The sequence below is a fragment of the Dyella lipolytica genome (assembly GCF_030160075.1).
Lineage (GTDB): Bacteria > Pseudomonadota > Gammaproteobacteria > Xanthomonadales > Rhodanobacteraceae > Dyella_B > Dyella_B lipolytica.
This window is the reverse complement of sequence record NZ_BSNQ01000003.1, coordinates 1,538,322-1,563,182: the sequence shown is the minus strand read 5'-3', so window position 1 is coordinate 1,563,182 and position 24,861 is coordinate 1,538,322. Positions and strand designations below refer to the sequence as shown.

The following is a 24,861-nucleotide window of genomic DNA, read 5'->3' as shown; positions in this document are numbered from 1 at the left end:
GAATACGGCACTGATAAAGGAATAGGGCCCTTCATGCAGGGATGCTTGCGCATAGCGATCGTCGGTTACGGCACCGCGGGCCAGGCAGCGGCTATCTTCCTGCAGACGCAAGGCCATGCATTGACGGTTTTCGAACAGGCTCCTGTGCCGGGACCCGTTGGCGCCGGATTTCTGCTGCAGCCGACCGGCTTAGCCGTGCTAGCCCGCTTGGGATTGCACGAACAGGTGCTGCAACGCGGCCAGCGCATCGACCGGCTTTACGGTTGCAATCACCGCGGGCGCAGCGTGATGGATATGCGCTATACCGATCATGCACCCGGCTGCTTCGGGCTGGGCCTGACGCGAGGCAGCCTCTTCACGGTACTGCGCGATGCCTACGCGGATGCGTTAGATATCGTGACGGGCACTCGCATCGATCAGGTGAGCGGCGACGGGCGGCATCTGATCGATAGTGAAGGGTGCAAGCATGGCCCTTTCGATCTGATCGTTGCCGCGGACGGAGCACACTCGCGCCTACGTCGAGCCGCGCCAAGTCTCATCCGAAACGAAGCCATGTATCCATGGGGCGCGCTATGGTGCCTGTTACCTGCCGACGATTGGCCTCATGCTGACGAATTGCGACAGCGTTACGCGGGAACCCGCGAGATGATCGGGCTGCTTCCGGTTGGGCAACGTGTCGGTCATCCGGGGCGCTGGCTGACGTTTTATTTCAGTTTGCCGGGAGATCAGGTTGACCAGTTCAATGCGGATGCTTTCGAAAACATGCGCAAACGCATCCAGTCGCTGTGGCCCGAAGCATCTGCGCTGCTGTCGCGAATCGAATCGCCGCAGCAGATAAATCGGGCACGTTATCGTGACGTAGTAATGCGTACACCCGTGCAGGGTCGGATCCTGTTTCTGGGCGATGCGGCGCATGCCATGAGTCCACAATTGGGGCAGGGCGTAAACATGGCTCTGCTCGACGCACAGGCGTTGGCCGATGTACTGACTGACAGTGCGAACGTTGACGAAGCGCTACGAAGCTACCCGAGCCGCAGGCGCGCGCATCTGGCTGTATATCAGCGCTTGAGCCGGTGGCTGACGCCACTCTTCCAATCAGAGCGAGATGCCTTGGCGTGGGTGAGGGATCTGGGTTTCGGGCCGCTAGCTAAACTCCCGCTGGCGCGCGGTCAGATGCTGAAGATACTCACTGGAACCAAGCGGGCATGGTTGCGGTGAGCTGGCGCAAACGATATGCCTCGACGCTCAGTACCAATCCAGCAGCGAGATGCCAGCGCCGAGATAGGTGGCGTTGTGGTTGTAGTCGATAACGCTCTCGCCATATCCCTTGAACAGTTCCATATAGCCGCGCAGGTTGCCGACCAGCGGGAAGCTCCAGGTGAACCTGCCTGCGCCGTGTTGTTGGCTGCCACCACGTAGTGAGTCGCGCAGCATCAGGCCGAATTCCTGGCCGTGCCATTCGTGAATGATCTGCACGTCGGCGCGACCGATGTAGTTGCTGATATCTGGATTGTTATCGTCTGCGCGCGGTTCCGGTACGCGCCACCAGGGGCGGAACACGATGGTCCAGTTATCGCGTTCAAAGCCGATTTGTGCCATCACTCGATTCCAGCTGCGCGAGAGCGGATCGGACTGGCCATTGGACTGGTGGTTGACGCCGACGCTAATCAGTCGCCCGTCCCAGCCGAGTAGTTGGTAGTTGGTGTTGAACACCAGCATGGCCTCGGGCTCGTAATCGGTTTCGCGGAACGGGCGCGACTCTTTCGAGTTGTAAACCTGCCAATACGAGGCCTGGGTATAACCCACCCACAAGTCGCCGGCATCGCCGAACACGCCTTGCCAGACCTTGGTTTTCAAGCTGAGCTGGAATTTGCCTTCGATATTTTGCATACCCAACGGGGTCTGCACCGCATTGACCGGGTTGGGGCTATACGGCAGGTTGTTCTGGTTGCTGGTGGCGAACACGGGTAACACGTAGATCGGTTTGTAGCCGCGCAGATTGAAGGTTCCCAGTTTGCTTTCCGGCGAGAGCTCCCAACGGCTGTCGAGTAGCGAAAGCGGCACGGGAGCCGGGTTGCCGTTTGCGGCCGCTGCTGCGGCTTGTTCCCGTGCAAACACATTGGGCGATGATGGTGCCGTCGGCTCGGTACGTTTCTGTGCGGCTGGCATCTGGCTTCGCCCGGTCGCTCGGTCATAGCAGGCGAGTCGCTGCGCATCGCTCTCGATGCCGGTGCAGGCTCTTATGTCCGTGGGGCTGACGTTTTGTGCCTGCGCTGAAAACGCAGGCAGGTAGGCGCATGCAAGTGCAACGAGATAGCCGAAGCTTTGTTTCATGAGCGACTCCCCGACATGCCACCTCCGGCATGTTCGGGCCAAGTCTAACTATCTCGTACGCGGGAAGGAAAAAAGCCGGCCATCGACAGAGCGATGGCCGGCTTGATGTGCACCTCGATGCGTCGCCTAGTTCAGATTCTTCAACCAGCGCTCGTATTGCGACTTGGTGATGCGCTTGCTGTGTCCTGCGACATAGAGGAAATCATTGGCAAGTGGCGGATACGCGTCGGCTTGCTCGCTGGTGATGAATTTGGAACCGCCGGAGAGCTGCTCAAATGAGGGCGGTGAAGCAGTCGATGGCGCCTGACCCATCGTGGACTGGATGGTGACCTGGCCTTGCGGCGCATTGACAGTGGCGTTGCTGGTGCCGGTCGCGGGCGTCGTTGGGTTGCTTTGCGACGGATTGGTAGGTTGCATCGGCTGATTTTGCGCAAAGGTGGTGCCTGTGAAAAGCAGGCCGACGCCGATCAGAGAAACGAAGAGTGGGGTGCGATATTTCATTGTGATAGCTCCTGCAAGAACGCTTGAGATGCCAGGGCGTATCCGTGCGAAAGAGCATGACCGAAGACAGTCCTGGCCTATCAAGCTCGTACCTACATTAGCAATGCCGCCGTAAATGCCAGCACAATAGGTAGGTAATGATTATGTGAAGGCGGCATCCGTTGAGCGAATCTTCATCTAGCACGAAGACGATCACACTGACGCAGGCGCGCGCTCTACATCTTGCTGCGCAAGGATTGTTGCAAGCACCGCGACGGCGCGCGCAACACGACGATTTGCTGGCAACCGTTCAGCGCATGCGTCTGTTGCAGATCGACAGCATCCATGTTGTTGCGCGTAGCCCGTATCTGGTGTTGCATGCACGTCTGGGCGATTACCCGCCGACATGGCTGGAAGAAGCTCTCGACAACGGACGTATCGCGGAATGCTGGGCGCACGAGGCCTGTTTCGTCACCGCGGGCGATATCGGTTTGCATCGCGCCTGGCGCGCACAAACCGAAAGCAATCACTGGGCGGACCGGCATGCAGCGCGCGTCAGGGACAGTCATCTAAAAGAAATGCACGATCTGCTCGCTCATATTCGGACATCAGGGCCGGTGCGCGCCGCCGATTTCGAACGTGCCGACCGCGGCGTTTCAGGCTGGTGGGAATGGAAACCGGAAAAGCGCTGGCTGGAGGCGTGGTTTGCGTCCGGCGACCTCATGGTGACTCGCCGCGAACGTTTCCAGCGCGTCTACGATCTGGCAGAGCGCGTACTAGCCAAGCTCGATCCACCTTTAGACACTGCTGCGATGGCGTTGTCGCAGGAGGCATTGCGCAAACGTTTCATTCTCGACAGCGTGCGTGCCCTAGGCATCGCGCAGGCGCGATGGATCGCCGACTACTTCCGTTTGAAACCGGCAGTGAGTGCAGACGAGCTTGTGCCCATGCTCGCTAGCGGCGAACTGCTGAGCGTGCAAGTGGCAGGTTGGGATGATCCAGGTTACGTGCACGTCGATCACGCGGCACTGCTTGAGAAAGCGTTCGAGGGACGACTGCGCGCCACGCATACCGCATTGCTGTCGCCCTTCGATCCGGTGGTATGGGACCGGGCGCGTCTGCGCGAGCTGTTCCATTTCGACTACAGCATCGAATGCTATCTGCCTGCGGCGAAGCGTCAGTACGGTTACTACGTACTGCCCATCCTGCATCGCGGGCGTTTGATCGGGCGACTCGATGCCAAGGCGCATCGCGCCGAAGGCGTTTTCGAAGTGAAGGCGCTGTTCTTTGAGGAAGAAGTGAAGCCATCGCAGCGCATGCTTGATGAGCTAGCACAGGCGATCGCCGCCACCGCGGCATGGCATGGCGCGCCCAAGGTTCGTCTTGGACGCTGCCGGCCTGCGCAGATCGCATCGACATTACGCACGCACTGGCGCCGCTAACTCACGCTGGATTTCAGTGTGACGCCAAAGGCGGGGTGGCTGGCGCCGTGCAGGAACGACCTTTCAACACGGCATTCAGCTCTTGCGCGAGACCCATGCAGCGATGAGCGAGATAAGGACGTATGTGCGGATCATTGGCGTCCTGGAGCAGGCTCGCACGCATAGCCTGGTAATGCGTTTGCAGCGCGTCGGATTCATAGACCCCTGCGATGCGATGACAAGCCAGATAGCTGTCGAGATAGGTATCGCAGGAAGGAATGCCGGTTACGGCAGTCTGTCGAGGCGGCGCCGGAGTAGGTGGAGCCTCTTTGCGCGCTGCGTGGTTGCACCCGCTTGCCAGTAGGCATGCTACGAGGCAGATCAACCGGCAAACGTCAGTTAATCGACAGAAAATCGCCTTGTTTCCCAGTTCCATGGATACTTTCCTATTGCACGAATAAGCGACATTACGCATAGCTTTTGAGGCGAGCAAGACGTTCTTCCTGAACGATCCATTCGCTTTGCCTATGCATTTGCGGTTATGATGGTCGCACTGTGTTTGCCGGGGTCACCAGAGTCACGTGACCCGATGCAGCCGATTACGATCTGCCTCATCGCTCACCCCTAGGGTTTTCCTTAGCACACCAGTAAGCCGGCCCCGTTTGCGGCGGTCGAGTCTCTTTATGAAAAACCTAGTTTTGGAGTGTGTAACATGTCTGATCGTCAGATCGGTACCGTCAAGTGGTTCAACGATGCCAAGGGTTTCGGCTTTATCAGCCGCGACAATGGCCCGGATGTCTTCGTGCATTTCCGCGCGATCCAGGGCAATGGCTTCAAGAGCCTTCAGGAAGGCCAGAAAGTCAGCTTCAAGGTAGTGCAGGGCCAGAAGGGTCTGCAGGCCGACGAAGTGATGGCTGCCTAATAGCCTGAATAGATCGATTTAAAAAGCCGGGCTCAATGCCCGGCTTTTTTTGTTTTCGATTATTTACGGGCGCCGATTTTCAAAGCGTTATCAAATGTGATTTCAAATGTGAATTTTTCATCACACATGATTTCACGGAACTTATTAGGATCTGGCCACTGCGTCTGCTTGGTAACGTGCGTGTCCCGGCCCGGTCCGTCCGTGTCGCTCCACTCGATCTCAGCATACCCAGTAAGCCGTCGGCCCGGGCGGGCCGACTGGTCTCAGAGTCAAACGCTTGAACGGATGGAGTGAGTCATGTCGGATCGTGAAACTGGCACAGTCAAATGGTTCAACGACGCGAAGGGTTTTGGCTTTATCAGCCGCGAGAATGGCCCCGATGTGTTCGTACATTTCCGCGCAATCCAGGGTAATGGCTTCAAAAGCCTGAAAGAGGGGCAGAAGGTAAGTTTCAAAGTGGTGCAGGGACAGAAAGGCTTGCAGGCCGACGAAGTCAACCCGGCTTGAACGTTCGTTGCATGAATCCTTAAAAGGCCGGCATATTGCCGGCCTTTTTGTCTCTGTCATAGCCATTGGTTAATCTGCGGCGATGTCAGCATCCCTTATGTCGTCCGCGGTGAATTCCGCACCATCCATCGTTGTGCCAATTACTTCGGTCGACGGTGCGAGCAGTGAATTGATTTTCACGCAGCCAAACGATTATCCGCGGGACGTGATCTATTGGCTGCCCGCCTTGGGCGTACCCGCCAAACACTACCTACCGTTGGCCGAGGCATTGGCTGCGCACGGTATAGCCATGGCATTGCATGAATGGCGCGGTATCGGCTCCAGCGATCGTCGCGCCGGACGACACTGCGACTGGGGCTATCGCGATCTATTGGAAGCAGACCTGCCAGCCGGTATGGCGGAGGCCAAAACACGTTGGCCTAAGGCAAAGTTCTGGATGGGCGGTCATAGCCTTGGCGGCCAGTTGTCGTGTCTTTATGTAAGCCTTCATCCGCGCGATATGGCAGGCATCGCGCTGATTGCCAGCGGCGCGCCGTATTGGCGGCGTTTTCGCTTCGGCATACCGATTCTGGGTGCTTACGCGCTCGCATCGCCCCTCGCGCAACTCGTGGGATATCTGCCCGGACGCAGGATCGGCTTCGGCGGCAATGAGGCACGGGGAGTTATCGCCGACTGGTCGCGCAGCGGGCGCACAGGGCGCTATGCCGCGGATGGCATGAAAGTGGATTTCGAGCGGCAGCTGGCCGCGCTCGAACTGCCTGTGCTGGCATTGCGCCTGCGCGACGATTGGCTGGTGCCGCAGTCTTCCCTGGATTGGCTGCTCGACAAGATGCCGAAGGCCTCCCAACAGACAGGTATCGTCACGCCGGAGCAATTGGCGGGGCAGGGCGCCGATCATTTCACCTGGATGAAAGTGCCCGATGCGCTAGCTGCGCGGCTTGCGGACTGGATCGAGCACCGTCATGCCGTCATCACTTGATCGCGGCCGGTCTCGGCGCCATCTGCTTGGTTTCACCCTCAACCGGTATGCCCATGAAGCTGTTCGAACCGTATAAGCAACGCAGCCTGACCTTGCGCAATCGCATCGTGGTATCGCCGATGTGCGAGTACTCGGCCACAGATGGTGTGCCGGACCATTGGCATCTCGTGCACTTGGGCAGCCGCGCAGTGGGTGGTGCGGGCGCAATTGTCACTGAGGCCACGGCTGTTTCTGCGGAAGGACGCATTTCGGCCCACGACACCGGCATCTGGAACGACACGCAGGCCGAGGCGTGGCGACCGATTGTCGCGTTCATCGCCGCGGAAGGCGCTATCCCTGGCGTGCAGCTGGCGCATGCGGGCCGCAAGGCCAGCGTGTGGCGACCGTGGGAGGGCGGCGGTTCACTGGGTGCGGAGCAGGGTGCATGGCAAACCGTGGCGCCGTCGGCGATTCCGTTCGATAAGGACTGGCACGTACCGCAGGCGCTGGATACCGACGGCATCCACAAAGTGGTGAGCGATTTCCGCGCCGCCGCGGTGCGCGCACGAGATGCCGGATTCAAGTTGATCGAATTGCATGGCGCGCATGGTTATCTGCTGCATCAGTTCCTGTCGCCGCTGAGCAACCATCGCACCGACGAATACGGCGGCAGTTTCGAAAACCGCACCCGGCTGGTACGCGAAGTCATTACCGCTGTACGCGAAGTTTGGCCGGCCGAGTTGCCTCTCTGGCTGCGTATTTCGGCCACCGATTGGGCCGAGGGCGGCTGGACCATCGACGAAAGCGTGCGCCTCGCTGGCGAGCTCGATGCGCTCGGCGTGGATCTGGTCGACGTATCCAGCGGTGGCCTGGTACCGCACGTGAAAATTCCGATTGGTCCCGGTTATCAGGTGCCGTTCGCTGCGCGGATCAGGCAGGAAACCGGTATCGCTACGGGTGCGGTCGGCTTGATTACCGAACCCGCGCAGGCCGACGGCATCATTGCCGGCGGCGCGGCGGATGTGGTGTTGATTGCGCGCGCCAGCTTGCGCGACCCGTATTTTCCGCGACGAGCTGCGCAGGAATTGGGTGCAACGATCGCTGCCCCGGTGCAATATCAGCGAGCCTGGTGAGGAGAATCGGATATGGAGCAACACCCGACATTGATCGAGAACACTCGCCTGCACGATCTGGGCGACGGCTTCGTCGTGCGGCGTATGTTGCCGGTGTTGGCGGCGCGTCATGTCGGTCCATTCGTGTTCTACGATCACATGGGTCCGGTCGACTTTGCGCCTGGCAAAGGCCTGGATGTGCGCCCGCATCCGCATATCGGCCTGGCTACAGTGACGTGGCTGTTCGAAGGCACCATTCGTCATCGCGATAGCATCGGAAGCCTGGCCGATATCACGCCTGGCGCCGTGAACTGGATGACGGCCGGGCGTGGCATCGTACATTCCGAACGCACGCCGCCGGATGCGCGTCGCGATGGGCAACGCATGCACGGTATCCAGGTGTGGGTAGCGTTACCGCGCGTCGACGAAGAAGTCGCGCCGGAGTTTCATCATCACGATGCCGAAAGCTTGCCGCACATCCGTCAGGTCGGTGCGGAACTGGTATTGATCGCCGGCACCGGATACGGCAAGGCGTCGCCGGTGAAAGTATTTGCACCGATGTTTTTCGTCGAGGCACGACTGGAGGCGGGCGCCGAAGTCCCGTTGCCGCAGGAGCATGCCGAGCGCGGTGTGCATGTGGTGGAAGGCGAGGTGAGCTGGGGTGATGTCACATTGACCGACTCGCAGATGGCCGTGCAGGCAGGCGCAGCTGCACCGCCTGTGCGAGCGAAAAAAACCAGCCGCCTGATGCTGTTCGGCGGCGCACCGTTGGATGGCGAGCGCCATCTGTGGTGGAACTTCGTGTCCAGCTCGCGCGAGCGTATCGAGCAGGCCAAGGCAGACTGGGCCGATCAACGCTTCGGCAAAGTGGCGGGTGACGAGCATGAGTTCATCCCGTTGCCGGCTTGATCGTGCGCCGTGCTTGCGTTCGGGCTACGCTGGGGCAATCAGGTTACCGGGGACGTGCCATGTCCGCTTTCGCCAGCTTCCGTGATTTCTATCCCTATTACCTCAACGAACACCGCGATCGCCGCTGCCGTCGCCTCCACTTCATCGGCAGTTCGCTGGTCTTGCTGATCGTATTGTTGGCCCTGTTTTCGGGAAGGCCGGTGTGGTTATGGCTGGCACCCGTTGTCGGCTATGGCTTTGCTTGGATGGGACACTATGTTTTCGAGAAAAATCGCCCCGCCACTTTTCGTCATCCGCTTTACAGCCTGATGGGTGATTGGGTGATGTACTGGCAGGTGTTGCGCGGCCAGGTGAAGATTTGATCGTGTAGGTTCGGCACAAGGTAAGGCGCATCGTCCGGACAAACTTTTTACGCGCTTTTCGCAAGTAATAGCTTTTGTGGCTGAATGCGCAGCAACCTGTCATATAGATCTGACAACCGATCCATCTCGCTCGCGTTAGATTTCACATTCCTTGTCGCGATCGATCGCTGGACTGTCATGTCCGTGAATCACTTTCCTCCGATAGCTTCCGTGTTCAGCGCCGTTGGCGTTCCTTGAGCGCTTTCATGACGATCGATAGCAAACAGGTGCAGAGCAGCGAGCAGTGGCCGACGGGCGATATCGCCTGGATGGTGGCGGTGTTATGTCTCGGTTTGGTGGTTCGGCTGTTTCGCATCGATCATCAGCCGTTCTGGCTGGACGAGGCGTTGACGTCCCAGCGCGTACATCTGGACGTGAACGGCCTGATCGCCGATAGCTTTACCAATCGGCATATGCCGACTTATTTTTTGTTGCTGCAACTGATTTCTCAGTTCGGCTCAGGCGATGCCTTGTTAAGAATCCCTTCGGCGCTGTTTGGTGCGCTGTCGGCTGGAATGGTGTTTGCCATCGCGCACCGTATCAGTGGTCGAGGCGCAGCCATTGTCGCGGGATTGTTGATGGCGCTGTCGCCGCTGCAGGTGCAGTACGGGCAGGAGGCTCGGTCTTACGCACTGGTCACGTTGTTGATCACCATCGCGCTGTGGGGCCTGCTGCGTCTTGCGCAACATCCACAACGGGCTGCGCTCGATGTTCGCCGCATCGATGCCGATCGATGGGGCTGGGCCGCTTATGTGCTGGGCACGATCGGTGCGTTGGATGTACTCGGCGACGCCGCGCCCTGGCTCATTGCCTCCAATCTTTCGCTGTTTTTGCTGTGGCGTGCGTTACGGTTGGGGTATTCGTCGGAATTGCGCGTCGGCTTTCGGCGCAATTGGTTGCTGAGTGTTGCCCTCATTCTCGCCTGCTGCGTGCCTTTTTATGGTGCCATCCTGGCGGCCGGCGACAGTCACATGCTGCAGAAATTCGACTGGATTCCGCAGCTGAGCTGGCAACACCTGTGGGTGGCCGCTAGCAGTGTTTATCTCATGCGCACGACGGCCGTGGTGCGGTTCGATCTGTTGCATACCGCGGTGCCGTTGCTGGGCGCATGCGTAGCGCTGTTGGGCTGCGCAGGGCTATTGCGCATGCGTGGGCGACTCGCGGGGCGGGTGCTGCTGCTTGGATTCATGGTATTGCCGCTGCTGATCCTGACGATCTCGTTGTTCAAGTCCATGTTGTTGCCGCGCTACATTTTGTGGAGCGCAGCGCCGTTCTTTGTGCTGGCAGGTATCGGCGCTGCCGCGTTGCCTCGGCGCTTTTTGCCATGGGTAGCGACGGTGCTTTTTTTGCTTGGCGCGGTCAATCTCGGGCCGGTTTATCGAGTGGAGACCAAGCCGCGCTGGGATATGGCGGCCGCCACGCTGGCCGCTAACGTTCGGCCGGGCGATACGGTATTCACGGCGGATCCGAATGCGCCGACCATGCTTACGATGCTGCAGCCCAAAGGCGGCATGCCCATAGAGTCCAACGCGCTGATCACCTCACAGCTAGATCAGGCACTAGCGCGCTGGAAACAAGGCGGTCGAGTCTGGGCGGTGAATGGCCGCTCGGCGTTGGGCGAGCGCGAGGACTTGGACGCATTCAAAACGCGTATTGCCGCCCTGGGCACACCGACTGTGGAAATTCCTCAGGGCAAAGAAATCACCATCCTGATGTTCCCTGCCCAAGAGAACCCGAGTCCCAACTGATGGGGGCAGGACTCAGCGATACTGTTGGTGGCACTCGCTGCACACCTGATCGACTGGTTTAAGCGCAGCGGCCAGGGCAGGGCAATCCGCTGGCGCGGACTGTGATGCCGTCTGCAAGGCTGTGCGAAGTCGGCCCGCCAGGTTTTGGAAAGGTTGGTCTGTACCAGGGAACGCGGCGGGAATATCGGCGGCGATCATCTGCATGTGCTGCAACTGATCGAGGTTCGCAGTCGCTTCGCAGCGTTGTCCCTTGACGGCCTGTTGCAGCTGATGGCGATGGGAACCCATGGTCACCATCACCGCACGAGGTAGCGCGTCGCGTTCGCTCAGCGCCTGCATGGTGAACACGGTGCCGATGATGCCGATGGCCAGTCCGAGCACGATCAAAAGAGCTGCACGCATTACCTTGTCCATGTGAGGAGCGATGGCCGCGGAGCATACCGCAGCACTGTGTCCACATGGCAGCCGGGCGCTCGGTTAAAATGCATCGGATTTTCTTGGCTAGGTGTACGCATGAATCCTTGCGTTCATGACATGGCGGCGGGTGCGCGACCATGAGCGGCACGGTCTTTCCGACCGAGCGCTTCGACGGTGTCGAGCGGCTATACGGCGCGGGCAGCGTTGCTCGTCTGGCGCAAGCGCATGTCTGCGTCATTGGTATCGGCGGGGTAGGCTCCTGGGCGGCCGAGGCGCTGGCGCGCACCGGTGTAGGTCGCCTGACCCTGATCGACGCTGACGAGGTCTGCGTATCCAATACCAACCGCCAGCTGCATGCGCTGGATGGCGAATACGGCAAGCCGAAAGTGGGCGTGATCGCGGCGCGCGCGCATGCAATCAATCCAGCAATCCGGCTGGAAGCCATCGAACGCTTCCTCACGCCGGCGACGCTGGACGAATTGCTCGACCGCGGTTACGACGTGGTGCTCGACGCTTGCGATGCGTTCCGGGTGAAGCTCGAAGCGATTGCCTGGTGCCGTCGTCGCAAGCTGCCGATGGTGACGGTGGGCTCGGCCGGTGGCCGCACCGATCCCACGCAGATCCGCGTACGCGATCTCTCGCGCACCGAGCACGATGCGATGTTCAGTCTGATCCGCAAGAAGCTTCGCCAGGATTTCGGCTTTCCGCGCAACCCGGATCGCTATTTCGGTGTGTCGGCGGTGTATTCGCTGCAGAACGTGCAGTACCCGCAACCGGATGGCACGGTGTGCGGCACGCGTCCACCGGGCGGCGATGCGCTGAATCTGGCGTGCGGTGGCGGCCTGGGGGCCGCCACGCATGTCACCGGTGCGTTTGCTTTCGCAGCGGTCGGCAAGGTGCTGGAAAAGTTGCTGGAGCGTTAGCCCCGTTCACCAGCGCAGGATTACCAACCCATGTATTGCCCACCATTGATCTTCAGATTCGTGCCGGTGATCCAGCTGGTTTCATCGGTAGTGAGGAACACCACAGCGTGGGCGATTTCTTCCGGTGTGCCGAGGCGACCCACCGGGATCTGCGCGATGATCTTCTCGCGTACCTCCTCCGGCACCGCCATCACCATGTCCGTGGCGACATAGCCCGGCGAAACCGTATTCACGGTAATGCCGAACCTGGCGTTCTCCTGCGCCAGTGAAATGGTGAAACCATGCATGCCGGCCTTGGCCGCTGCGTAGTTGGCCTGGCCGTACTGGCCCTTCAAACCGTTGATGGAGCTGATCTGAACGATGCGGCCCCACTTGCGGGTGCGCATGTCCTCGATCACCGGGCGGGTGACGTTGAAGCAGGCGTTGAGGTTGGTGTTCACCACGTCCATCCACTGTTGGTAGGTCATCTTGTGGAAGGTGGTATCGCGGGTGATGCCGGCGTTGTTGACCAGAATCTCCACGGCGCCGCACTTGCGGTGCACGCCCTCGATCATCGCCTCGCACGAGGCCGGATCGACGACATCGCCGTGCACCATGCAGACATGGATGCCTTCGTCCGTCATCGCCTTCTGCCAGGCCTGGGCTTTGGCTTCGTCGCGATAATTGGTGGCAACACGGTGTCCCTGCTTGGCCAGGTAGCGCACGATGGCCGTGCCGATGCCGCCGGTGCCACCTGTAACCAATGCCGTACGCTGTGTCATGACCTGATCTCCTTGAATGTCTACGGGGGAAGGCGTCGCGCCGGGTGGGCGGACCGCTTGGGGTTATACGCAGACATCATGAAGGAATATCGGTTCTCGGTATCACGTTACATGGCGCGACTGCGTACCAACTTTATACCGGGTTACGTCACGCGATGATCGCTGCATTGCGGCAAATATCCAGGATCGAATTGCGCGAGCGCCGCATGCAGCAAGTCGGACGCATGCACGGCCTTGTCGTCGGGCGTCACACCGAGAAATGACAACGTTCGGCGCAGGCTCGGCAATGGCTCGGTAGGATCGACCTCGAGCGAACGCTCCGATTTCGACAATTTTCGGCCTTGGCTGTCGAGCACTAGCGGCAAGTGCAGATAGCGCGGTGTCGGCAAGCCCAAACAGCGCTGCAGCCAAATCTGCCGTGGCGTGGAGTCCAGCAGATCGCTGCCGCGGACGACCTCGCTAACGCCTTGCCACGCATCGTCGACGACGCAGGCCAATTGGTAGGAATAGAAGCCTTCGACTCGACGGATCACAAAATCGCCCACTTCATCGCGTAGGCGTTGCCGCTGCGGACCCTGCAGGGCGTCGACGAAAGCGATCTCTTCATTCGGTACGCGGATGCGCCACGCGGGTGTGCGGCTTGGATCGGCCGGGGCCACGCAGCGGCCGTCACGATGCAAGCCAGCGGCGGAGGCAAGGTCGCTGCGGCTGCACCAGCAGGGAAATAGCAGATCAGCCTGCCGTAATTGTTCGAATGCGGCATCGTAAGCAGCGATGCGCGATGACTGATAGATGACAGGCTCATCGGCGACCAGGCCGAACATCGGCAACGCGGCAAGAATCGCCGCTGCAGAGCCGGGGATCTCCCGCGGCGGATCGATATCCTCCATTCGCACCAGCCACCGTCCGCCAGCTTGGCGTGCGCAAAGCCAGCTGCCCACGGCAGCGACCAGGGAACCCGCATGCAGAAGACCGGTGGGCGAGGGGGCAAAGCGTCCGCGATAGCTCATCGGATCATTCTACGTGGGGCGGCCGACACATCGACACGGCTGCGAATACATCCGCTTAACTCTTGAAAATTCAGTTTTTTGCCGGAATCTCTAGCATCGGATTACCATTACCTTCCTGTGTGACCGACCAGAGAAAAACCATGCGCCGCATCGCACTCTTTCTTCTTACCAATATCGCCGTTCTGCTTCTGCTGAGCATCGTCTGCCGCCTGTTCGGCGTCGATCAGTGGGCGGCCATGCACGGCTACGGCGGCATGACCGGGCTCTTGGTCTTTGCCGCGGTGTTCGGCATGGGCGGTGCGTTTATCTCGCTGGCCATGTCCAAGTGGATGGCCAAAATGACCACCCACGCGCGGGTGATCGAGCAGCCGCAGAACGAGACCGAGCGCTGGCTGGTCGACACGGTACGCCGCCACGCGCAGGCTGCCGGTATCGGCATGCCGGAGGTGGCGATCTACGACGCTCCGGAAATGAATGCGTTCGCCACCGGCATGACCAAGAACAGCTCGCTGGTCGCCGTCAGTAGCGGTTTGTTGCAGCAAATGGATCGCGAGCAGGTTGCCGCCGTGCTTGGTCATGAGATCGGCCACGTTGCCAACGGTGACATGGTGACGCTGACCCTGATCCAAGGCGTATTGAACACGCTGGTGATTCTTGCCGCGCGCATCGTCGGCCGGCTGGTCGACAGCTGGCTGTCCGGCGGTCGAGACAGCCGCGGCGGTTCAGGCATCGGCTACTTCGTGTCGGTGATGGTGCTGCAGGTGGTGTTCGGCATGTTCGCATCGATGATCGTGATGGCGTTCTCCCGCTGGCGCGAATTTCGCGCCGATGCCGCAGGGGCGAAGTTTGCCGGTCGCGGTGCCATGATTTCCGCGTTGCAGCGGTTGCAGCTCAATCACGGCGAAAGCACCTTGCCCAAGACGATGGCGGCCTTTGGCATCTCCGGCCCGCTGGCGCAGGGGATGCAGCGCCTGTTTATGAGCCACCCGCCGCTGGATGAACGCATCGCAGCGTTGCAAAAAGCGCAGTAAGCCGATCGGCGCGCTATACATCGCTCTCATGTCGACGCCTTGCATGTGCGTCGGAATGGGGTGCGGAACAACTCTTCATTATCGTAAGTCTGGAAACTCTGTATGACCGCACCCATCGAAACCCGCAAATTCGAAGCCGAAGTGGCTCAGGTTCTGCACCTGGTCACGCATTCGTTGTACTCGCACAAGGAAATTTTTCTGCGCGAGCTGATTTCCAACGCCTCGGACGCCTGCGACAAGCTCCGCTTCGAATCCATCGCCCAGCCCGAACTGCTTGCCGGCGATGCCGAGCTGCATATCGATGTGAGCTGGGATGGGCAGGCGCGCACCGTCACTGTGCGCGACAACGGCGTGGGCATGAACCGCGACGAAGTCGTCGCCAATATCGGCACCATTGCCAGTTCCGGCACGCGTCGTTTTCTGGAGGCGATGAGCACCGAGCAGAAAAACGACGCTCGCCTGATCGGCCAGTTCGGCGTGGGCTTCTATTCGGCTTTCGTGGTGGCGGATAAGGTCACAGTATTGAGCCGTCGCGCCGGCGCACCTACCAGCGAAGGCGTGAAGTGGGAAAGTGACGGCAAGGGCGAGTATTCGCTAGAACAAGTCGATCTGCCCGAGCGCGGCACCGCCGTCGTGTTGCATCTGAAGAAGGATGAAGACGAATTCCTCAAGCGCTGGCAGCTGCGCTCGCTGATCACCCGCTATTCCGATCATGTCGCGTTCCCGATCCGCATGCCGGTCGAGAAGGACGACAAGCCCACCGACGAATGGGAAACGGTCAATGCCGCTTCCGCGCTGTGGACCAAGCCCAAGAGCGAGATCAGCGACGAGGACTATCAGAGTTTCTACAAGTCGCTCGGTCACGATTTCAATGACGCGCTAGCGTGGACCCACAACCGGGTCGAAGGTAGCCAGAGCTTCACCACGCTGCTGTATATCCCCTCGCAGCCGCCGTTCGAGCTAATGATGGGCGGGCGGGACGAGCGCAAGGGGCTCAAGCTCTACATCAAGCGCGTCTTTATTATGGATGCTGCGGAGGAGCTGTTGCCGAATTACCTGCGCTTCGTGCGTGGCGTCGTCGATGCCGACGACCTGCCGCTGAACGTCAGTCGCGAAATTCTGCAACATAACCGCCAGCTCGAGCGCATCAAAGCAGCCTGCGTCAAACGCGTGCTCGATCTGATCGAAAAGTTGGCCAAGGACGAGCCGGAGAAGTTCGAGACGTTTTATAAAGCGTTCGGCAATACGCTCAAGGAAGGTATTGCCGAAGACCACGCCAATCGCGAGCGCATCGCCAAGCTGCTTCGCTTTGCATCGACCAAGGGCGAGGGCAGCGCGCAAAGCGTATCGCTGGACGATTACATCGGCCGCATGGCCGTGGGCCAGGACACCATCTGGTACATCACCGCCGACAGCCATGCCGCGGCCATCGGCAGCCCGCAGCTGGAAGCATTCAAGGCCAAGGGCACCGAAGTGCTGCTGATGTTCGATCGTATCGACGAATGGATGCTGGGCAGCCTCAACGAATATGCCGGCAAGAAGCTGCAGAACGTTGCCAAGGGCGAACTGCCGCTGGACGAAGAAGGCAAGAAACAGCAGGAAGAGGCGAGCAAGGCCGCCGAGCCGCTCTTGAAAAAGTTGAAGGAACTGCTGGGCGATCGCGTTGCGGACGTGAAAGTCTCCGCGCGTCTTACCGAATCGCCTTCTTGCCTGGCGCTTTCCGATTACGAGATGGCGCCGCATCTGGCGCGTTTGCTGCGCGAGGCGGGGCATGACATGCCGTCGAACAAGCCGACGCTGGAGATCAATCCGCAACATGCGTTGCTCAAGCGTGTGGAAGCGGAAAGCGATGAAGGCAAGGCGAAGGATCTCGCCAGTCTGCTGCTCGAACAGGCGGAGATTGCGGCCGGCGCACAGCTGCCCGATCCGGCTGCATTCGTGCAGCGGATGAATCGCGTGCTATTGGGCTGATCGTTGCGTTCTCACTGAAGGATAGAGCTCGCTAAGCAAGATCGCGTCGAGACGATACAAGGCGGCCGCTATACTGCGGCCGCCTTGCTTTTGAAGGAACCCCATGAGCGCGCTGCTGCTGCTGTTTGCCTGTCTGGTACTGGGCATCGCGGTCGCGCGGTGGGCGAAGCCACCGGCCGGCATGGTGCCCGGTATCAACTGGTGGGTTATCAACGTTGCGCTGCCGGCGTTGGTGCTGGATCTGATTCCGGGTGTGACATTCGACGCCCAGCTCTGGTTTCCCGTCGCGGCCATGGCCATCGTGTTCGGTGGCGCATGGTTGTTGTTCGGGCTGCTAGGAGCGCGTCTGGGCTGGTCGCGTGGACGTATCGGCGCTTTGATTCTGGTGTGCGGTCTGGGCAATACGTCTTTTATGGGTTATCCGATGATGCAGGCCCTGCATGGTCAGGCGGGCTTGTCGCTGGCCGTCGTCGCCGATCAGCTGGGTACGTTCCCATTGCTTGCGTCAGCGGGCATCGTGGTCGCCTCCATCTACGCGGGACGCAATCCACAGGCCGGTCTGATCGTGCGCCGGATCCTCACGTTTCCCGCCTTTATTGCGCTGATCGCGGGTATCGCCATCGGCAGGTTCGGCGATTGGCCTGCCGCGATACACGGCGTGCTCGCTCCGCTAGGCGCGACGCTGACGCCGCTGGCCTTGTTTTCGGTCGGCATGCAATTCCGGTTTCGACTGGGTGAGAAACAAAGCGGTGCGCTTGTCTGGGGCCTTGGCTGGAAACTGTTGCTGGCGCCGCTCATGTGCTGGTTGCTTGGGCGAACGCTGGGCGTGGGTGGTCTCGTACTCACCATCGGCGTTTTGCAGGCGGCCATGGCGCCGATGATCTCGGCAGCGATCCTTGCCGACGAGTACGAACTCGATCCTCCGCTTGCCAATGCCGTACTCGGTGCGGGTATTGTGCTGTCGTTGCTGACGATCCCGCTCGGCAGTCTTCTGCTTCCTCCGGGCTAATGCATGGCGTGCAGCCGGGGCAAATGTACGCCCCATACCACCGCGAGCAGACGCATGCCGAGAATCACCGCGACGCCGGCACTGATGGCCCAGGTGCGCGGAACAGTCAGCTTCTGCAGCAACAGGTAAACCACGATACCGGCGATGGCCGCGGTGGCGTAAAGATCCTGTTGAAAGATCAGCGGAACGTGCGCGCTCATCACGTCGCGCAACATGCCGCCGGCCGTGCCTGTCATGGCCCCCATCATCACGACGATCAAAGGTGACAAGCCGGCCGCTTCCGCAATCTGCGCGCCGCTGATGGCGAAGAGGGCCAGGCCCAGGGCGTCGGCGATCAACAGCCCGTTGCCGGGCGGAGGAAAGAGCGCGGTATAGGTCATGGTCAACGCAGCGGCGATGAGGATCACCAGCAAGTAGCGCGTGTCACGAATCCAAAAAATCGGGTGGCGGTTAAGCAGCACGTCACGGAGTGTGCCGCCGCCGATCGCCGTGAGTGCTGCCAGGGCGAGGCCCCCGAGCAGATCAAGCTGCGAATGCGCAGCGACGAGCACGCCGCTGACCGCAAATACCGCGACACCGATCAGATCGAGCAGGTAGAGAATCATGTCGGTCCCCTGTGCACAGTCGTCGTAAGGCTCGTGCAAGCATGACGGTTTTCAAAACGGCCATGCACACGCCGGGCAATGATTCGATAATGCTACCGATGAAACACGTTACGCATGAAGCACCGACGGAAGTACGGGCCGATATCTGGCTATGGGCGGCGCGCATCTACAAGACACGCAGCCTGGCCAAGCAGGCCATCGACGGCGGCAAGGTGGATGTAAACGGCGGCGGTTGCAAGCCCGCCAAGGCGGTGCACGTAGGTGACCGCGTCCGTCTGACCCGAAGCGAAGAGCGATTGGAGCTCGAAATACTGGCGCTATCGGAGCAGCGTGGCCCGGCGAGCGTAGCCCAGGCGCTTTATCTGGAAACCGAAGCGAGCCGGCTTGCTCGAGAGCAGATCCGCGAGCAGCGTCGCCTGAGCGGCGCGGGCCTGAACCATCCTCCAAAACGTCCGAATAAGCAGGAACGTCGCGAATTGCGACGGCTTAAGGACTCCTCGTGAGCAGCACATCTCAGAAATCCGCATGAATCTGCGTGATTATCCTCACCAATGCGGGTTGCCCTTAGCGAGTCCGCCGCTTGAGTAGTGGATTGTGCAGTAACGGATTTAGAGGATGTGCCATGAATGGGATCGAATTCTTCAAGCGCTTGCTAGGTAACCATGCGCCGGAGCCCGTCGATCAGGGGCGGACGCTGCAGGCGGCATCGGGTACGAGGATGCTGGTGGTGGACGATTCACCGACCATCCGCGCCGTGCTCGGCAAGTTGCTTGGACAGGAAGGCTACGCGGTGCAGAAGGCAGTCGATGGCGAAAGCGCGATCGAACTGGCCAAGGCCGAGCAGCCGGAAGTGATTTTCCTCGACATTGTGCTGCCCGGTATCAATGGCTTCGCGGTGTTGCGCGCCCTGCGCCATGATCCGCTGACCCAGCATATTCCGATCGTGATGATTAGCGGCAACCAGCAGGCGACCGAACAGTTCTACGTGCAGCGCTTCGGCGCCGACGATTTCATCAAGAAGCCGTTCGGCCAGCGCGAAGTGCAGCAGAGCATCCATCAGTTGGTTCGCGCAGGTCGTCTGGCTGCTCGTGCCGTGGCGCCTTTGACGACGACCACAACACCGCCCATATCCGTGTCCGCAACGCCGTATGAAGAGATTCGCAGTACCGTCTCCGGCATGGCGGCTTAAGTAACACTCCAAGTAAGGCCCGCAGCAACCGCCTGACTTCAGACGGAAACGCCGCAGTGTGGGGACGCTGCGGCGCTTTTTTTTTGCCTGATGCCCGAAGCTTTAGCGATTGGCGTCATCGGTAGAGTTCCGGCGAAGGCGGTAACGACATGTTGTCGGCAATGAATCGACCGCGGTTAGGGCAACGATTTCAGGCGATAGAGTGCTTCGAGCGCTTCGCGTGGCGACATCGCATCCAGGTCCATGTTCTGCAGTTCGCGTTCCACCACCGAAGGCGAGGCGGCAAACAAACCCAGTTGCGGTGAAGCGGGAGCCGCTGCCGGTGCAGCGACATGTGCGTGCATGCCTCGCTCCAGTTCGGCCAACGTACGCCTTGCATCGGCAATCACCGATTTGGGTAGGCCGGCCAGCGCCGCCACCTGCAGGCCGAAACTGCGATTCGCCGGTCCTTCCTTCACTGCATGCATAAAGACCAGTTGCTCGCCGTATTCGACGGCGTCCAAATGCACATTGGCAATCGTTGCGTATTCGGAAGCCAGCTCCGTCAGTTCGAAATAGTGCGTGGCGAACAGCGTGTAGGCGCGGCTGGTTGCAGCAAGGTGTACGGCCGCGGCGCGAGCGAGGGCGAGGCCGTCGTACGTGCTAGTACCGCGCCCGACTTCGTCCATCAACACCAGGCTTTGCGGTGTGGCGTTGTGCAGGATGTTGGCCGTTTCGCTCATTTCCACCATGAAGGTGGATTGGCCGCGCGATAGATCGTCGCCTGCGCCGATGCGAGTGAAGATGCGGTCGATCGGTCCGATCGTCGCGTGCGCGGCGGGCACGTAGCTGCCGATATGCGCCAGTAGCACGATCAACGCGTTCTGCCGCATGTAAGTGGATTTACCGCCCATGTTCGGGCCCGTGATCACCAGCATGCGGCGGCCGTCGTCGAGTGCGAGATCGTTCGGTTCGAAGGGTTCTTCGCGAACTTTTTCTACGACAGGATGACGACCGCGCTCGATGGCGATACCGGCGTCGTCGGTCAACGCGGGCGCATTCCAGTCAAGCACTTCGGCGCGCTCGGCCAGCGTGCACAACACATCGAGTTCGGCCATTGCCGCAGCGGCATGCTTGAGCGGCTCCAGCCGTTCAGTGAGCGTATCCAGCAAGGCTTCGTACAAGGCACGCTCGCGCATCAGCGAACGCTCCTTGGCAGACAGCACTTTGTCTTCGAAGATTTTCAGCTCTTCGGTAATGTAGCGCTCGGCGTTCTTGGTGGTCTGCCGGCGCGTGTAATGCGTGGGCGCTTTGTCCGATTGAGCCTTGCTGATCTCGATGTAGTAGCCATGTACGCGGTTGTAGCCCACCTTGAGCGTGGGGATGCCGCTGGCAGCTTTCTCACGTTCCTCCAGTTCGACCAAGTATTGGTCGGCATGTGTGGAGAGGCGGCGTAGTTCGTCCAGCTCGGCGTCGTAACCATCGGCGACGATGCCGCCGTCGCGCAGCAAGACCGGCGGCTGCGCCACGATGGCGCGGGTGAGCAACTCTGCCGTCGTAGCGTGATCGCCGATGCCATTGACCAGGTCATGCAGCAGCGGGCTGTCGAGCGTAGCGATCGACATGCGCAAGGCGGGCGCTGCGGCAAGGCCATCGCGAAGCGTGGACAGATCGCGCGGGCGTGCCGAGCGCAAGGCAACGCGTGCAAGGATGCGCTCCAGATCGCCGATGCCCCGCAGTTGATCGCGCAAGCCTTCGTAGCGACGGGTTTCGATCAACGCGCCGATGGCCTGATGCCGGCGGCGCAATGTTTCGCGCGAACGCAGCGGACGATTCAACCAGCGGCGCAGCAGGCGCGCCCCCATGGGCGTTACGGTTTCGTCCAGTACGCCCAGCAACGTGTGTTCGGTACGTCCGCTGGGATGCGTGTCCAGCTCCAGATTGCGACGCGTGGCCGCATCCAGCGCAATCGTTTCGCTGGCGCTTTCCACGGCCATGCCGGAAAGATGCGGCAGCGCGCTTTTCTGAGTTTCCTCGACGTAGCCGAGCAGGCAGCCGGCGGCCGCGATGGCTAAAGGGAGGTTGTCGACACCGAAGCCGCCGAGATCGCGCGTGCCGAAGAAGCGGTTGAGTTCGCGCCGCGCGGCATCGCTGTCGAAATGCCACGGTGGACGCTTGCGCAAGCCGGGCAAGCTGCTTACCAGCTTCGGCCACGCCACGTCTTCGCCTGCCAGCGTTTCAGCCGGTTGCAGGCGCGCCAGTTCGGCAGCGAGCGCCTCTGCATTCGACACTTCGCTAAGCAGGAAGCGGCCGCTGGAAAGATCGACCCAGGCCAGGCCATAGCTGCCGTGTGCTCCGGCGGCAATCGCTAGTAGCAGGTTGTCGCGGCGCTCTTCCATCAGAGCGGCATCGGTCACCGTGCCCGGCGTCACGATGCGCACGACCTTGCGTTCCACCGGCCCTTTGGCCAGCGCCGGATCACCGATCTGCTCACAGATCGCCACCGATTCGCCCAGTCGCACCAGTTTGGCCAGATAGTTCTCCACCGCGTGATACGGCACGCCAGCCATGGGAATCGGCTGACCCGCCGACTGACCGCGTTGGGTGAGCGTGATGTCGAGCAGTCGTGCCGCCTTGCGTGCGTCGTCGTAGAACAGCTCGTAGAAGTCGCCCATGCGGAAGAACAAAAGCACATCCGGATGCGCGGCCTTGGCCGTGAGGTACTGGCGCATCATCGGGGAGTGCAGCGAAAGTTCGTCCTGAGTCATTCGGTCAAGTCTTGGCGTCGTGGCGCGGAAGGGGTACAACGAAAGCTTCACGCCGGTAAAGAGGGGCGTCGAGAGAATGTGGAGTCTCGCATGGAGTTGTCATCCGTTCCTACTGACGTCGAATTGGCGGCGTGGGCTACGCAAGTCGCCGCTGATGTGCAGCAGCGCAAACTGATGCTGGTGACCGCCGAGTCGTGCACCGGCGGTTGGATCGCCAAGACGTTGACCGATTTGCCGGGCAGTTCCGCTTGGTTCGATGCGGGCGTCGTCACCTATAGCTACGGAGCCAAGGAGGCCTTGCTGGGCGTCAACCCTCGCACGCTGGAGCGCACGGGTGCGGTCAGCGAAGAAACCGTGCTCGAGATGGTCTCCGGCGCGCTGGCGCGTTTCGGCGCCGGCATGGCGGTGGCGGTCACTGGCATCGCCGGCCCCAGCGGCGGTACCCCCGACAAACCTGTCGGTACCGTGTGGATCGGCTGGAAGCGCCGCGGTGGCTATGCGCGCGCCAAGCTGTTTCATTTCTCGGGCGATCGCGAAGCGGTAAGGCGTCAGACGGTGGCAGCGGCGCTCATCGGCATTCGCGAGACGCTGACGGATTGAGCAGAATTTAGCCAAAGAGGCGGCTTGACCAATGTGGGATACTCGAAGTTCGCATGATCCCAACCCGTGAGACGGGAGAGGGGCATCATGCACGCCATACCCACCACGACCGGAATTAAGACGATGGATGACAACAAGCGCAAGGCGCTCGCTTCCGCCCTCGGCCAGATCGAGAAGCAATTCGGCAAAGGCGCGGTGATGCGCCTGGGCGACCGCATCGACGACAACATCGAGACCGTCTCCACCGGTTCGTTGGGTCTGGACATCGCACTGGGCGTCGGCGGTTTGCCGCGCGGGCGCGTCGTCGAAATCTACGGTCCGGAATCCTCGGGCAAGACCACCTTAACCTTGCAAGCCATCGCCAGCTGCCAGAAGAATGGTGGCACGGCGGCCTTCGTCGATGCGGAGCACGCGCTGGACCCCTCCTATGCGCAGAAACTGGGCGTGAACGTCGACGATCTGCTCGTTTCGCAGCCCGATACCGGCGAACAGGCGCTGGAAATTGCGGACATGCTGGTGCGCTCCGGCGCGGTGGAGATGGTGGTGATCGACTCGGTCGCTGCGCTTACGCCCAAAGCCGAAATCGAGGGCGAAATGGGCGACTCCCACGTCGGCCTGCACGCTCGCCTGATGAGCCAGGCGCTGCGCAAGCTCACCGCCAACATCAAGAAATCCAACTGCCTGGTAATCTTCATCAACCAGATCCGCATGAAGATCGGCGTGATGTTCGGCAACCCCGAAACCACCACCGGCGGCAACGCGCTGAAGTTCTACGCCTCGGTGCGCCTGGACATTCGCCGCATCGGTGCGGTGAAGAAGGGCGAAGAAGTGATCGGTTCTGAAACGCGCGTGAAGGTGGTGAAGAACAAAGTGGCGCCGCCGTTCCGTCAGGCCGAATTCGAAATCCTTTACGGCGAAGGTACGTCGCGCGAAGGCGAAATCATCGAGCTGGGCGTGGCGCAGAACCTGATCGACAAGTCCGGTGCCTGGTACAGCTACAAAGGCGAGCGCATCGGCCAGGGCAAGGAGAACGTGCGTCAGTTCCTTCGGGACAATGCGCCGATCGCCGATGAAATCGATCGCGAGCTGCGCGCGCGTTTGCTGGTGAGCGGTAGTGGTAAGGCCACGCCGGCATCTCCCGAAGAGGCGCTGGAAGAGGTCTGAGCATGAGCGAGCGACGCCTGCGGATTCTCGTGGTCGGTGCATCGGGCACGCTGGGACGCGCTGTTGCGGCGGAGCTCAGCCAGCGTCACGAAGTGATCGCTGCCGGACGCAGTTCCGGCAGTATCACGATGGATCTCACCGACGTAGAAAGTATCCGCAACGGATTGAAGCAGGCCGGTGAGCTGGATGCTGTGATCAGCGCCGCGGGCAAGGTTACGTTTGCGCCGTTGGCGGATTTCAAGGCTGCGCCGTATGGCGAGTCGCTGCACACGCTGGGTATCGCGGATAAGTTGCTGGGGCAGGTCAACCTTGCCCTGGCGGCGCGCGATTACCTGCGTGATGGCGGCTCCATCACGCTCACCACCGGCATCTTGTCAGAGCAGCCGATTGTGGCCGGAAGTTCTGCCAGCCTGGTCAATGGCGCGGTGGAGGCCTTCGTTCGTGCCGCGGCCGTCGAGCTGCCGCGCGGTTTGCGCATCAATGTCGTTAGCCCCACTGTTCTCACCGAGGCAATGCCTGCCTACGCACCGTTCTTCCGCGGTTTTGAGCCTGTCACTGCAGCGCGCGCTGCGTTGGCTTTCAGCCGCAGTGTGGAAGGTGCCCAGACCGGGCAGGTCTACCGCGTATTTTAAGCGGTACGGT

The 24,861-nt window shown here is 60.7% G+C and carries 25 protein-coding genes; 18 read left to right on the top strand and 7 right to left on the bottom strand.

All coding sequences use genetic code 11. The features are described 5' to 3' along the window. Positions 1-33: 33 nt before the first annotated feature. On the top strand, positions 34-1,218 hold the full coding sequence (locus QQL64_RS08335; protein WP_284398127.1) for an FAD-dependent oxidoreductase: 1,185 nt from the start codon (positions 34-36) through the stop codon (positions 1,216-1,218). Positions 1,219-1,245: 27 nt separating this feature from the next. On the opposite strand, the gene QQL64_RS08330 is transcribed toward QQL64_RS08335, so the two are convergent. Next, positions 1,246-2,334 carry a phospholipase A gene (locus QQL64_RS08330; protein ID WP_284398125.1) on the bottom strand — a complete coding sequence of 363 codons (1,089 nt, stop codon included), beginning with the start codon at positions 2,332-2,334 and terminating at the stop codon, positions 1,246-1,248. A gap of 126 nt (positions 2,335-2,460) precedes the next feature. Beyond that, entirely contained in the window at positions 2,461-2,835 is a 375-nt protein-coding gene (locus QQL64_RS08325) for a superantigen-like protein SSL4 (protein WP_284398122.1), read from the bottom strand. 161 nt (positions 2,836-2,996) lie between these two features. On the opposite strand from QQL64_RS08325, the gene QQL64_RS08320 reads away from it, so the two are divergent. From QQL64_RS08320 to QQL64_RS08285, 8 genes are all read left to right on the top strand, one after another. Next, positions 2,997-4,256, top strand: coding sequence for a winged helix-turn-helix domain-containing protein (locus tag QQL64_RS08320; protein WP_284398120.1), 1,260 nt, complete (start codon positions 2,997-2,999; stop codon positions 4,254-4,256). Positions 4,257-4,947: 691 nt separating this feature from the next. After that, positions 4,948-5,157: a cold-shock protein gene (locus QQL64_RS08315; RefSeq protein WP_114823570.1), complete on the top strand. Its 210-nt coding sequence runs from the start codon at positions 4,948-4,950 to the stop codon at positions 5,155-5,157. Between the two features lie 297 nt (positions 5,158-5,454). Beyond that, positions 5,455-5,664 carry a cold-shock protein gene (locus tag QQL64_RS08310; RefSeq protein WP_284398108.1) on the top strand — a complete coding sequence of 70 codons (210 nt, stop codon included), beginning with the start codon at positions 5,455-5,457 and terminating at the stop codon, positions 5,662-5,664. Between the two features lie 82 nt (positions 5,665-5,746). Further along, complete coding sequence (locus tag QQL64_RS08305; protein WP_284398105.1) at positions 5,747-6,643, top strand: alpha/beta hydrolase family protein; 897 nt, start codon at positions 5,747-5,749, stop codon at positions 6,641-6,643. 53 nt (positions 6,644-6,696) lie between these two features. Further along, positions 6,697-7,755, top strand: coding sequence for an NADH:flavin oxidoreductase/NADH oxidase (locus QQL64_RS08300; RefSeq protein ID WP_284398103.1), 1,059 nt, complete (start codon positions 6,697-6,699; stop codon positions 7,753-7,755). A 12-nt stretch (positions 7,756-7,767) separates the two neighbouring features. Further along, positions 7,768-8,643, top strand: coding sequence for a pirin family protein (locus tag QQL64_RS08295; RefSeq protein ID WP_284398101.1), 876 nt, complete (start codon positions 7,768-7,770; stop codon positions 8,641-8,643). Between the two features lie 59 nt (positions 8,644-8,702). Further along, a complete protein-coding gene (locus QQL64_RS08290; RefSeq protein ID WP_284398100.1) occupies positions 8,703-9,005 on the top strand; it encodes an Mpo1-like protein in 303 nt (100 codons plus the stop codon). A gap of 245 nt (positions 9,006-9,250) precedes the next feature. Further along, the gene (locus QQL64_RS08285) at positions 9,251-10,792 is read left to right on the top strand and encodes a glycosyltransferase family 39 protein (RefSeq protein ID WP_284398099.1); all 1,542 of its coding nucleotides are present in this window, start codon (positions 9,251-9,253) and stop codon (positions 10,790-10,792) included. Between the two features lie 12 nt (positions 10,793-10,804). On the opposite strand, the gene QQL64_RS08280 is transcribed toward QQL64_RS08285, so the two are convergent. Next, on the bottom strand, positions 10,805-11,194 hold the full coding sequence (locus QQL64_RS08280) for a cytochrome C (protein ID WP_284398098.1): 390 nt from the start codon (positions 11,192-11,194) through the stop codon (positions 10,805-10,807). A 152-nt stretch (positions 11,195-11,346) separates the two neighbouring features. Between QQL64_RS08280 and QQL64_RS08275 the strand changes: the two genes are divergently transcribed. Continuing rightward, complete coding sequence (locus QQL64_RS08275) at positions 11,347-12,132, top strand: tRNA threonylcarbamoyladenosine dehydratase (RefSeq protein WP_284398096.1); 786 nt, start codon at positions 11,347-11,349, stop codon at positions 12,130-12,132. A 20-nt stretch (positions 12,133-12,152) separates the two neighbouring features. Here the strand turns inward: QQL64_RS08275 and phbB are convergent, their stop codons facing one another. Continuing rightward, positions 12,153-12,893: an acetoacetyl-CoA reductase gene (phbB, locus tag QQL64_RS08270; protein WP_284398094.1), complete on the bottom strand. Its 741-nt coding sequence runs from the start codon at positions 12,891-12,893 to the stop codon at positions 12,153-12,155. Between the two features lie 143 nt (positions 12,894-13,036). Continuing rightward, on the bottom strand, positions 13,037-13,903 hold the full coding sequence (gluQRS, locus tag QQL64_RS08265) for a tRNA glutamyl-Q(34) synthetase GluQRS (protein ID WP_284398093.1): 867 nt from the start codon (positions 13,901-13,903) through the stop codon (positions 13,037-13,039). A 140-nt stretch (positions 13,904-14,043) separates the two neighbouring features. Here gluQRS and htpX point away from each other — a divergent pair, with 140 nt between their 5' ends. From htpX to QQL64_RS08250, 3 genes are all read left to right on the top strand, one after another. After that, positions 14,044-14,934, top strand: a complete 891-nt coding sequence (gene htpX / locus QQL64_RS08260) for a protease HtpX (RefSeq protein WP_284398090.1) — start codon at positions 14,044-14,046, stop codon at positions 14,932-14,934. Between the two features lie 102 nt (positions 14,935-15,036). Next, positions 15,037-16,905, top strand: a complete 1,869-nt coding sequence (gene htpG, locus QQL64_RS08255) for a molecular chaperone HtpG (protein WP_284398087.1) — start codon at positions 15,037-15,039, stop codon at positions 16,903-16,905. Between the two features lie 103 nt (positions 16,906-17,008). Beyond that, on the top strand, positions 17,009-17,914 hold the full coding sequence (locus tag QQL64_RS08250) for an AEC family transporter (RefSeq protein ID WP_284398084.1): 906 nt from the start codon (positions 17,009-17,011) through the stop codon (positions 17,912-17,914). On the opposite strand, the gene QQL64_RS08245 is transcribed toward QQL64_RS08250, so the two are convergent. Then, entirely contained in the window at positions 17,911-18,519 is a 609-nt protein-coding gene (locus QQL64_RS08245; protein ID WP_284398079.1) for a trimeric intracellular cation channel family protein, read from the bottom strand. The two genes, QQL64_RS08250 and QQL64_RS08245, sit on opposite strands and share 4 nt — an antisense overlap. A 98-nt stretch (positions 18,520-18,617) precedes the next feature. Between QQL64_RS08245 and QQL64_RS08240 the strand changes: the two genes are divergently transcribed. Next, positions 18,618-19,022 carry an RNA-binding S4 domain-containing protein gene (locus QQL64_RS08240; protein ID WP_284399710.1) on the top strand — a complete coding sequence of 135 codons (405 nt, stop codon included), beginning with the start codon at positions 18,618-18,620 and terminating at the stop codon, positions 19,020-19,022. A gap of 119 nt (positions 19,023-19,141) precedes the next feature. Further along, the gene (locus tag QQL64_RS08235) at positions 19,142-19,708 is read left to right on the top strand and encodes a response regulator (RefSeq protein WP_284398077.1); all 567 of its coding nucleotides are present in this window, start codon (positions 19,142-19,144) and stop codon (positions 19,706-19,708) included. Positions 19,709-19,884: 176 nt separating this feature from the next. Here the strand turns inward: QQL64_RS08235 and mutS are convergent, their stop codons facing one another. Continuing rightward, positions 19,885-22,455: a DNA mismatch repair protein MutS gene (mutS, locus tag QQL64_RS08230; RefSeq protein WP_284398075.1), complete on the bottom strand. Its 2,571-nt coding sequence runs from the start codon at positions 22,453-22,455 to the stop codon at positions 19,885-19,887. Positions 22,456-22,545: 90 nt separating this feature from the next. On the opposite strand from mutS, the gene QQL64_RS08225 reads away from it, so the two are divergent. The 3 genes from QQL64_RS08225 to QQL64_RS08215 all read left to right on the top strand — a co-directional run bounded on the left by QQL64_RS08225 (position 22,546) and on the right by QQL64_RS08215 (position 24,851). Beyond that, a complete protein-coding gene (locus QQL64_RS08225; protein WP_284398073.1) occupies positions 22,546-23,055 on the top strand; it encodes a CinA family protein in 510 nt (169 codons plus the stop codon). A gap of 123 nt (positions 23,056-23,178) precedes the next feature. Continuing rightward, positions 23,179-24,219, top strand: coding sequence for a recombinase RecA (recA, locus tag QQL64_RS08220; protein ID WP_284399708.1), 1,041 nt, complete (start codon positions 23,179-23,181; stop codon positions 24,217-24,219). Positions 24,220-24,236: 17 nt separating this feature from the next. Beyond that, positions 24,237-24,851 carry a short chain dehydrogenase gene (locus QQL64_RS08215; RefSeq protein ID WP_345782646.1) on the top strand — a complete coding sequence of 205 codons (615 nt, stop codon included), beginning with the start codon at positions 24,237-24,239 and terminating at the stop codon, positions 24,849-24,851. Positions 24,852-24,861: the final 10 nt, after the last annotated feature.

Bases quoted from the DNA above. Each gene is read 5' to 3' on its own strand.
- QQL64_RS08250 (WP_284398084.1), top strand. From the start codon at position 17,009: ATGAGCGCGCTGCTGCTGCTGTTTGCCTGTCTGGTACTGGGCATCGCG.
- QQL64_RS08330 (WP_284398125.1), bottom strand. From the start codon at position 2,334: ATGAAACAAAGCTTCGGCTATCTCGTTGCACTTGCATGCGCCTACCTG.
- QQL64_RS08235 (WP_284398077.1), top strand. From the start codon at position 19,142: ATGAATGGGATCGAATTCTTCAAGCGCTTGCTAGGTAACCATGCGCCG.
- phbB (WP_284398094.1), bottom strand. From the start codon at position 12,893: ATGACACAGCGTACGGCATTGGTTACAGGTGGCACCGGCGGCATCGGC.
- QQL64_RS08275 (WP_284398096.1), top strand. From the start codon at position 11,347: ATGAGCGGCACGGTCTTTCCGACCGAGCGCTTCGACGGTGTCGAGCGG.
- QQL64_RS08245 (WP_284398079.1), bottom strand. From the start codon at position 18,519: ATGATTCTCTACCTGCTCGATCTGATCGGTGTCGCGGTATTTGCGGTC.
- recA (WP_284399708.1), top strand. From the start codon at position 23,179: ATGGATGACAACAAGCGCAAGGCGCTCGCTTCCGCCCTCGGCCAGATC.
- QQL64_RS08240 (WP_284399710.1), top strand. From the start codon at position 18,618: ATGAAACACGTTACGCATGAAGCACCGACGGAAGTACGGGCCGATATC.
- QQL64_RS08295 (WP_284398101.1), top strand. From the start codon at position 7,768: ATGGAGCAACACCCGACATTGATCGAGAACACTCGCCTGCACGATCTG.
- QQL64_RS08310 (WP_284398108.1), top strand. From the start codon at position 5,455: ATGTCGGATCGTGAAACTGGCACAGTCAAATGGTTCAACGACGCGAAG.
- QQL64_RS08280 (WP_284398098.1), bottom strand. From the start codon at position 11,194: ATGCGTGCAGCTCTTTTGATCGTGCTCGGACTGGCCATCGGCATCATC.
- QQL64_RS08335 (WP_284398127.1), top strand. From the start codon at position 34: ATGCAGGGATGCTTGCGCATAGCGATCGTCGGTTACGGCACCGCGGGC.
- htpX (WP_284398090.1), top strand. From the start codon at position 14,044: ATGCGCCGCATCGCACTCTTTCTTCTTACCAATATCGCCGTTCTGCTT.
- mutS (WP_284398075.1), bottom strand. From the start codon at position 22,455: ATGACTCAGGACGAACTTTCGCTGCACTCCCCGATGATGCGCCAGTAC.
- QQL64_RS08300 (WP_284398103.1), top strand. From the start codon at position 6,697: ATGAAGCTGTTCGAACCGTATAAGCAACGCAGCCTGACCTTGCGCAAT.
- QQL64_RS08305 (WP_284398105.1), top strand. From the start codon at position 5,747: ATGTCAGCATCCCTTATGTCGTCCGCGGTGAATTCCGCACCATCCATC.
- gluQRS (WP_284398093.1), bottom strand. From the start codon at position 13,903: ATGAGCTATCGCGGACGCTTTGCCCCCTCGCCCACCGGTCTTCTGCAT.
- QQL64_RS08225 (WP_284398073.1), top strand. From the start codon at position 22,546: ATGGAGTTGTCATCCGTTCCTACTGACGTCGAATTGGCGGCGTGGGCT.
- QQL64_RS08285 (WP_284398099.1), top strand. From the start codon at position 9,251: ATGACGATCGATAGCAAACAGGTGCAGAGCAGCGAGCAGTGGCCGACG.
- QQL64_RS08315 (WP_114823570.1), top strand. From the start codon at position 4,948: ATGTCTGATCGTCAGATCGGTACCGTCAAGTGGTTCAACGATGCCAAG.
- QQL64_RS08290 (WP_284398100.1), top strand. From the start codon at position 8,703: ATGTCCGCTTTCGCCAGCTTCCGTGATTTCTATCCCTATTACCTCAAC.
- htpG (WP_284398087.1), top strand. From the start codon at position 15,037: ATGACCGCACCCATCGAAACCCGCAAATTCGAAGCCGAAGTGGCTCAG.
- QQL64_RS08325 (WP_284398122.1), bottom strand. From the start codon at position 2,835: ATGAAATATCGCACCCCACTCTTCGTTTCTCTGATCGGCGTCGGCCTG.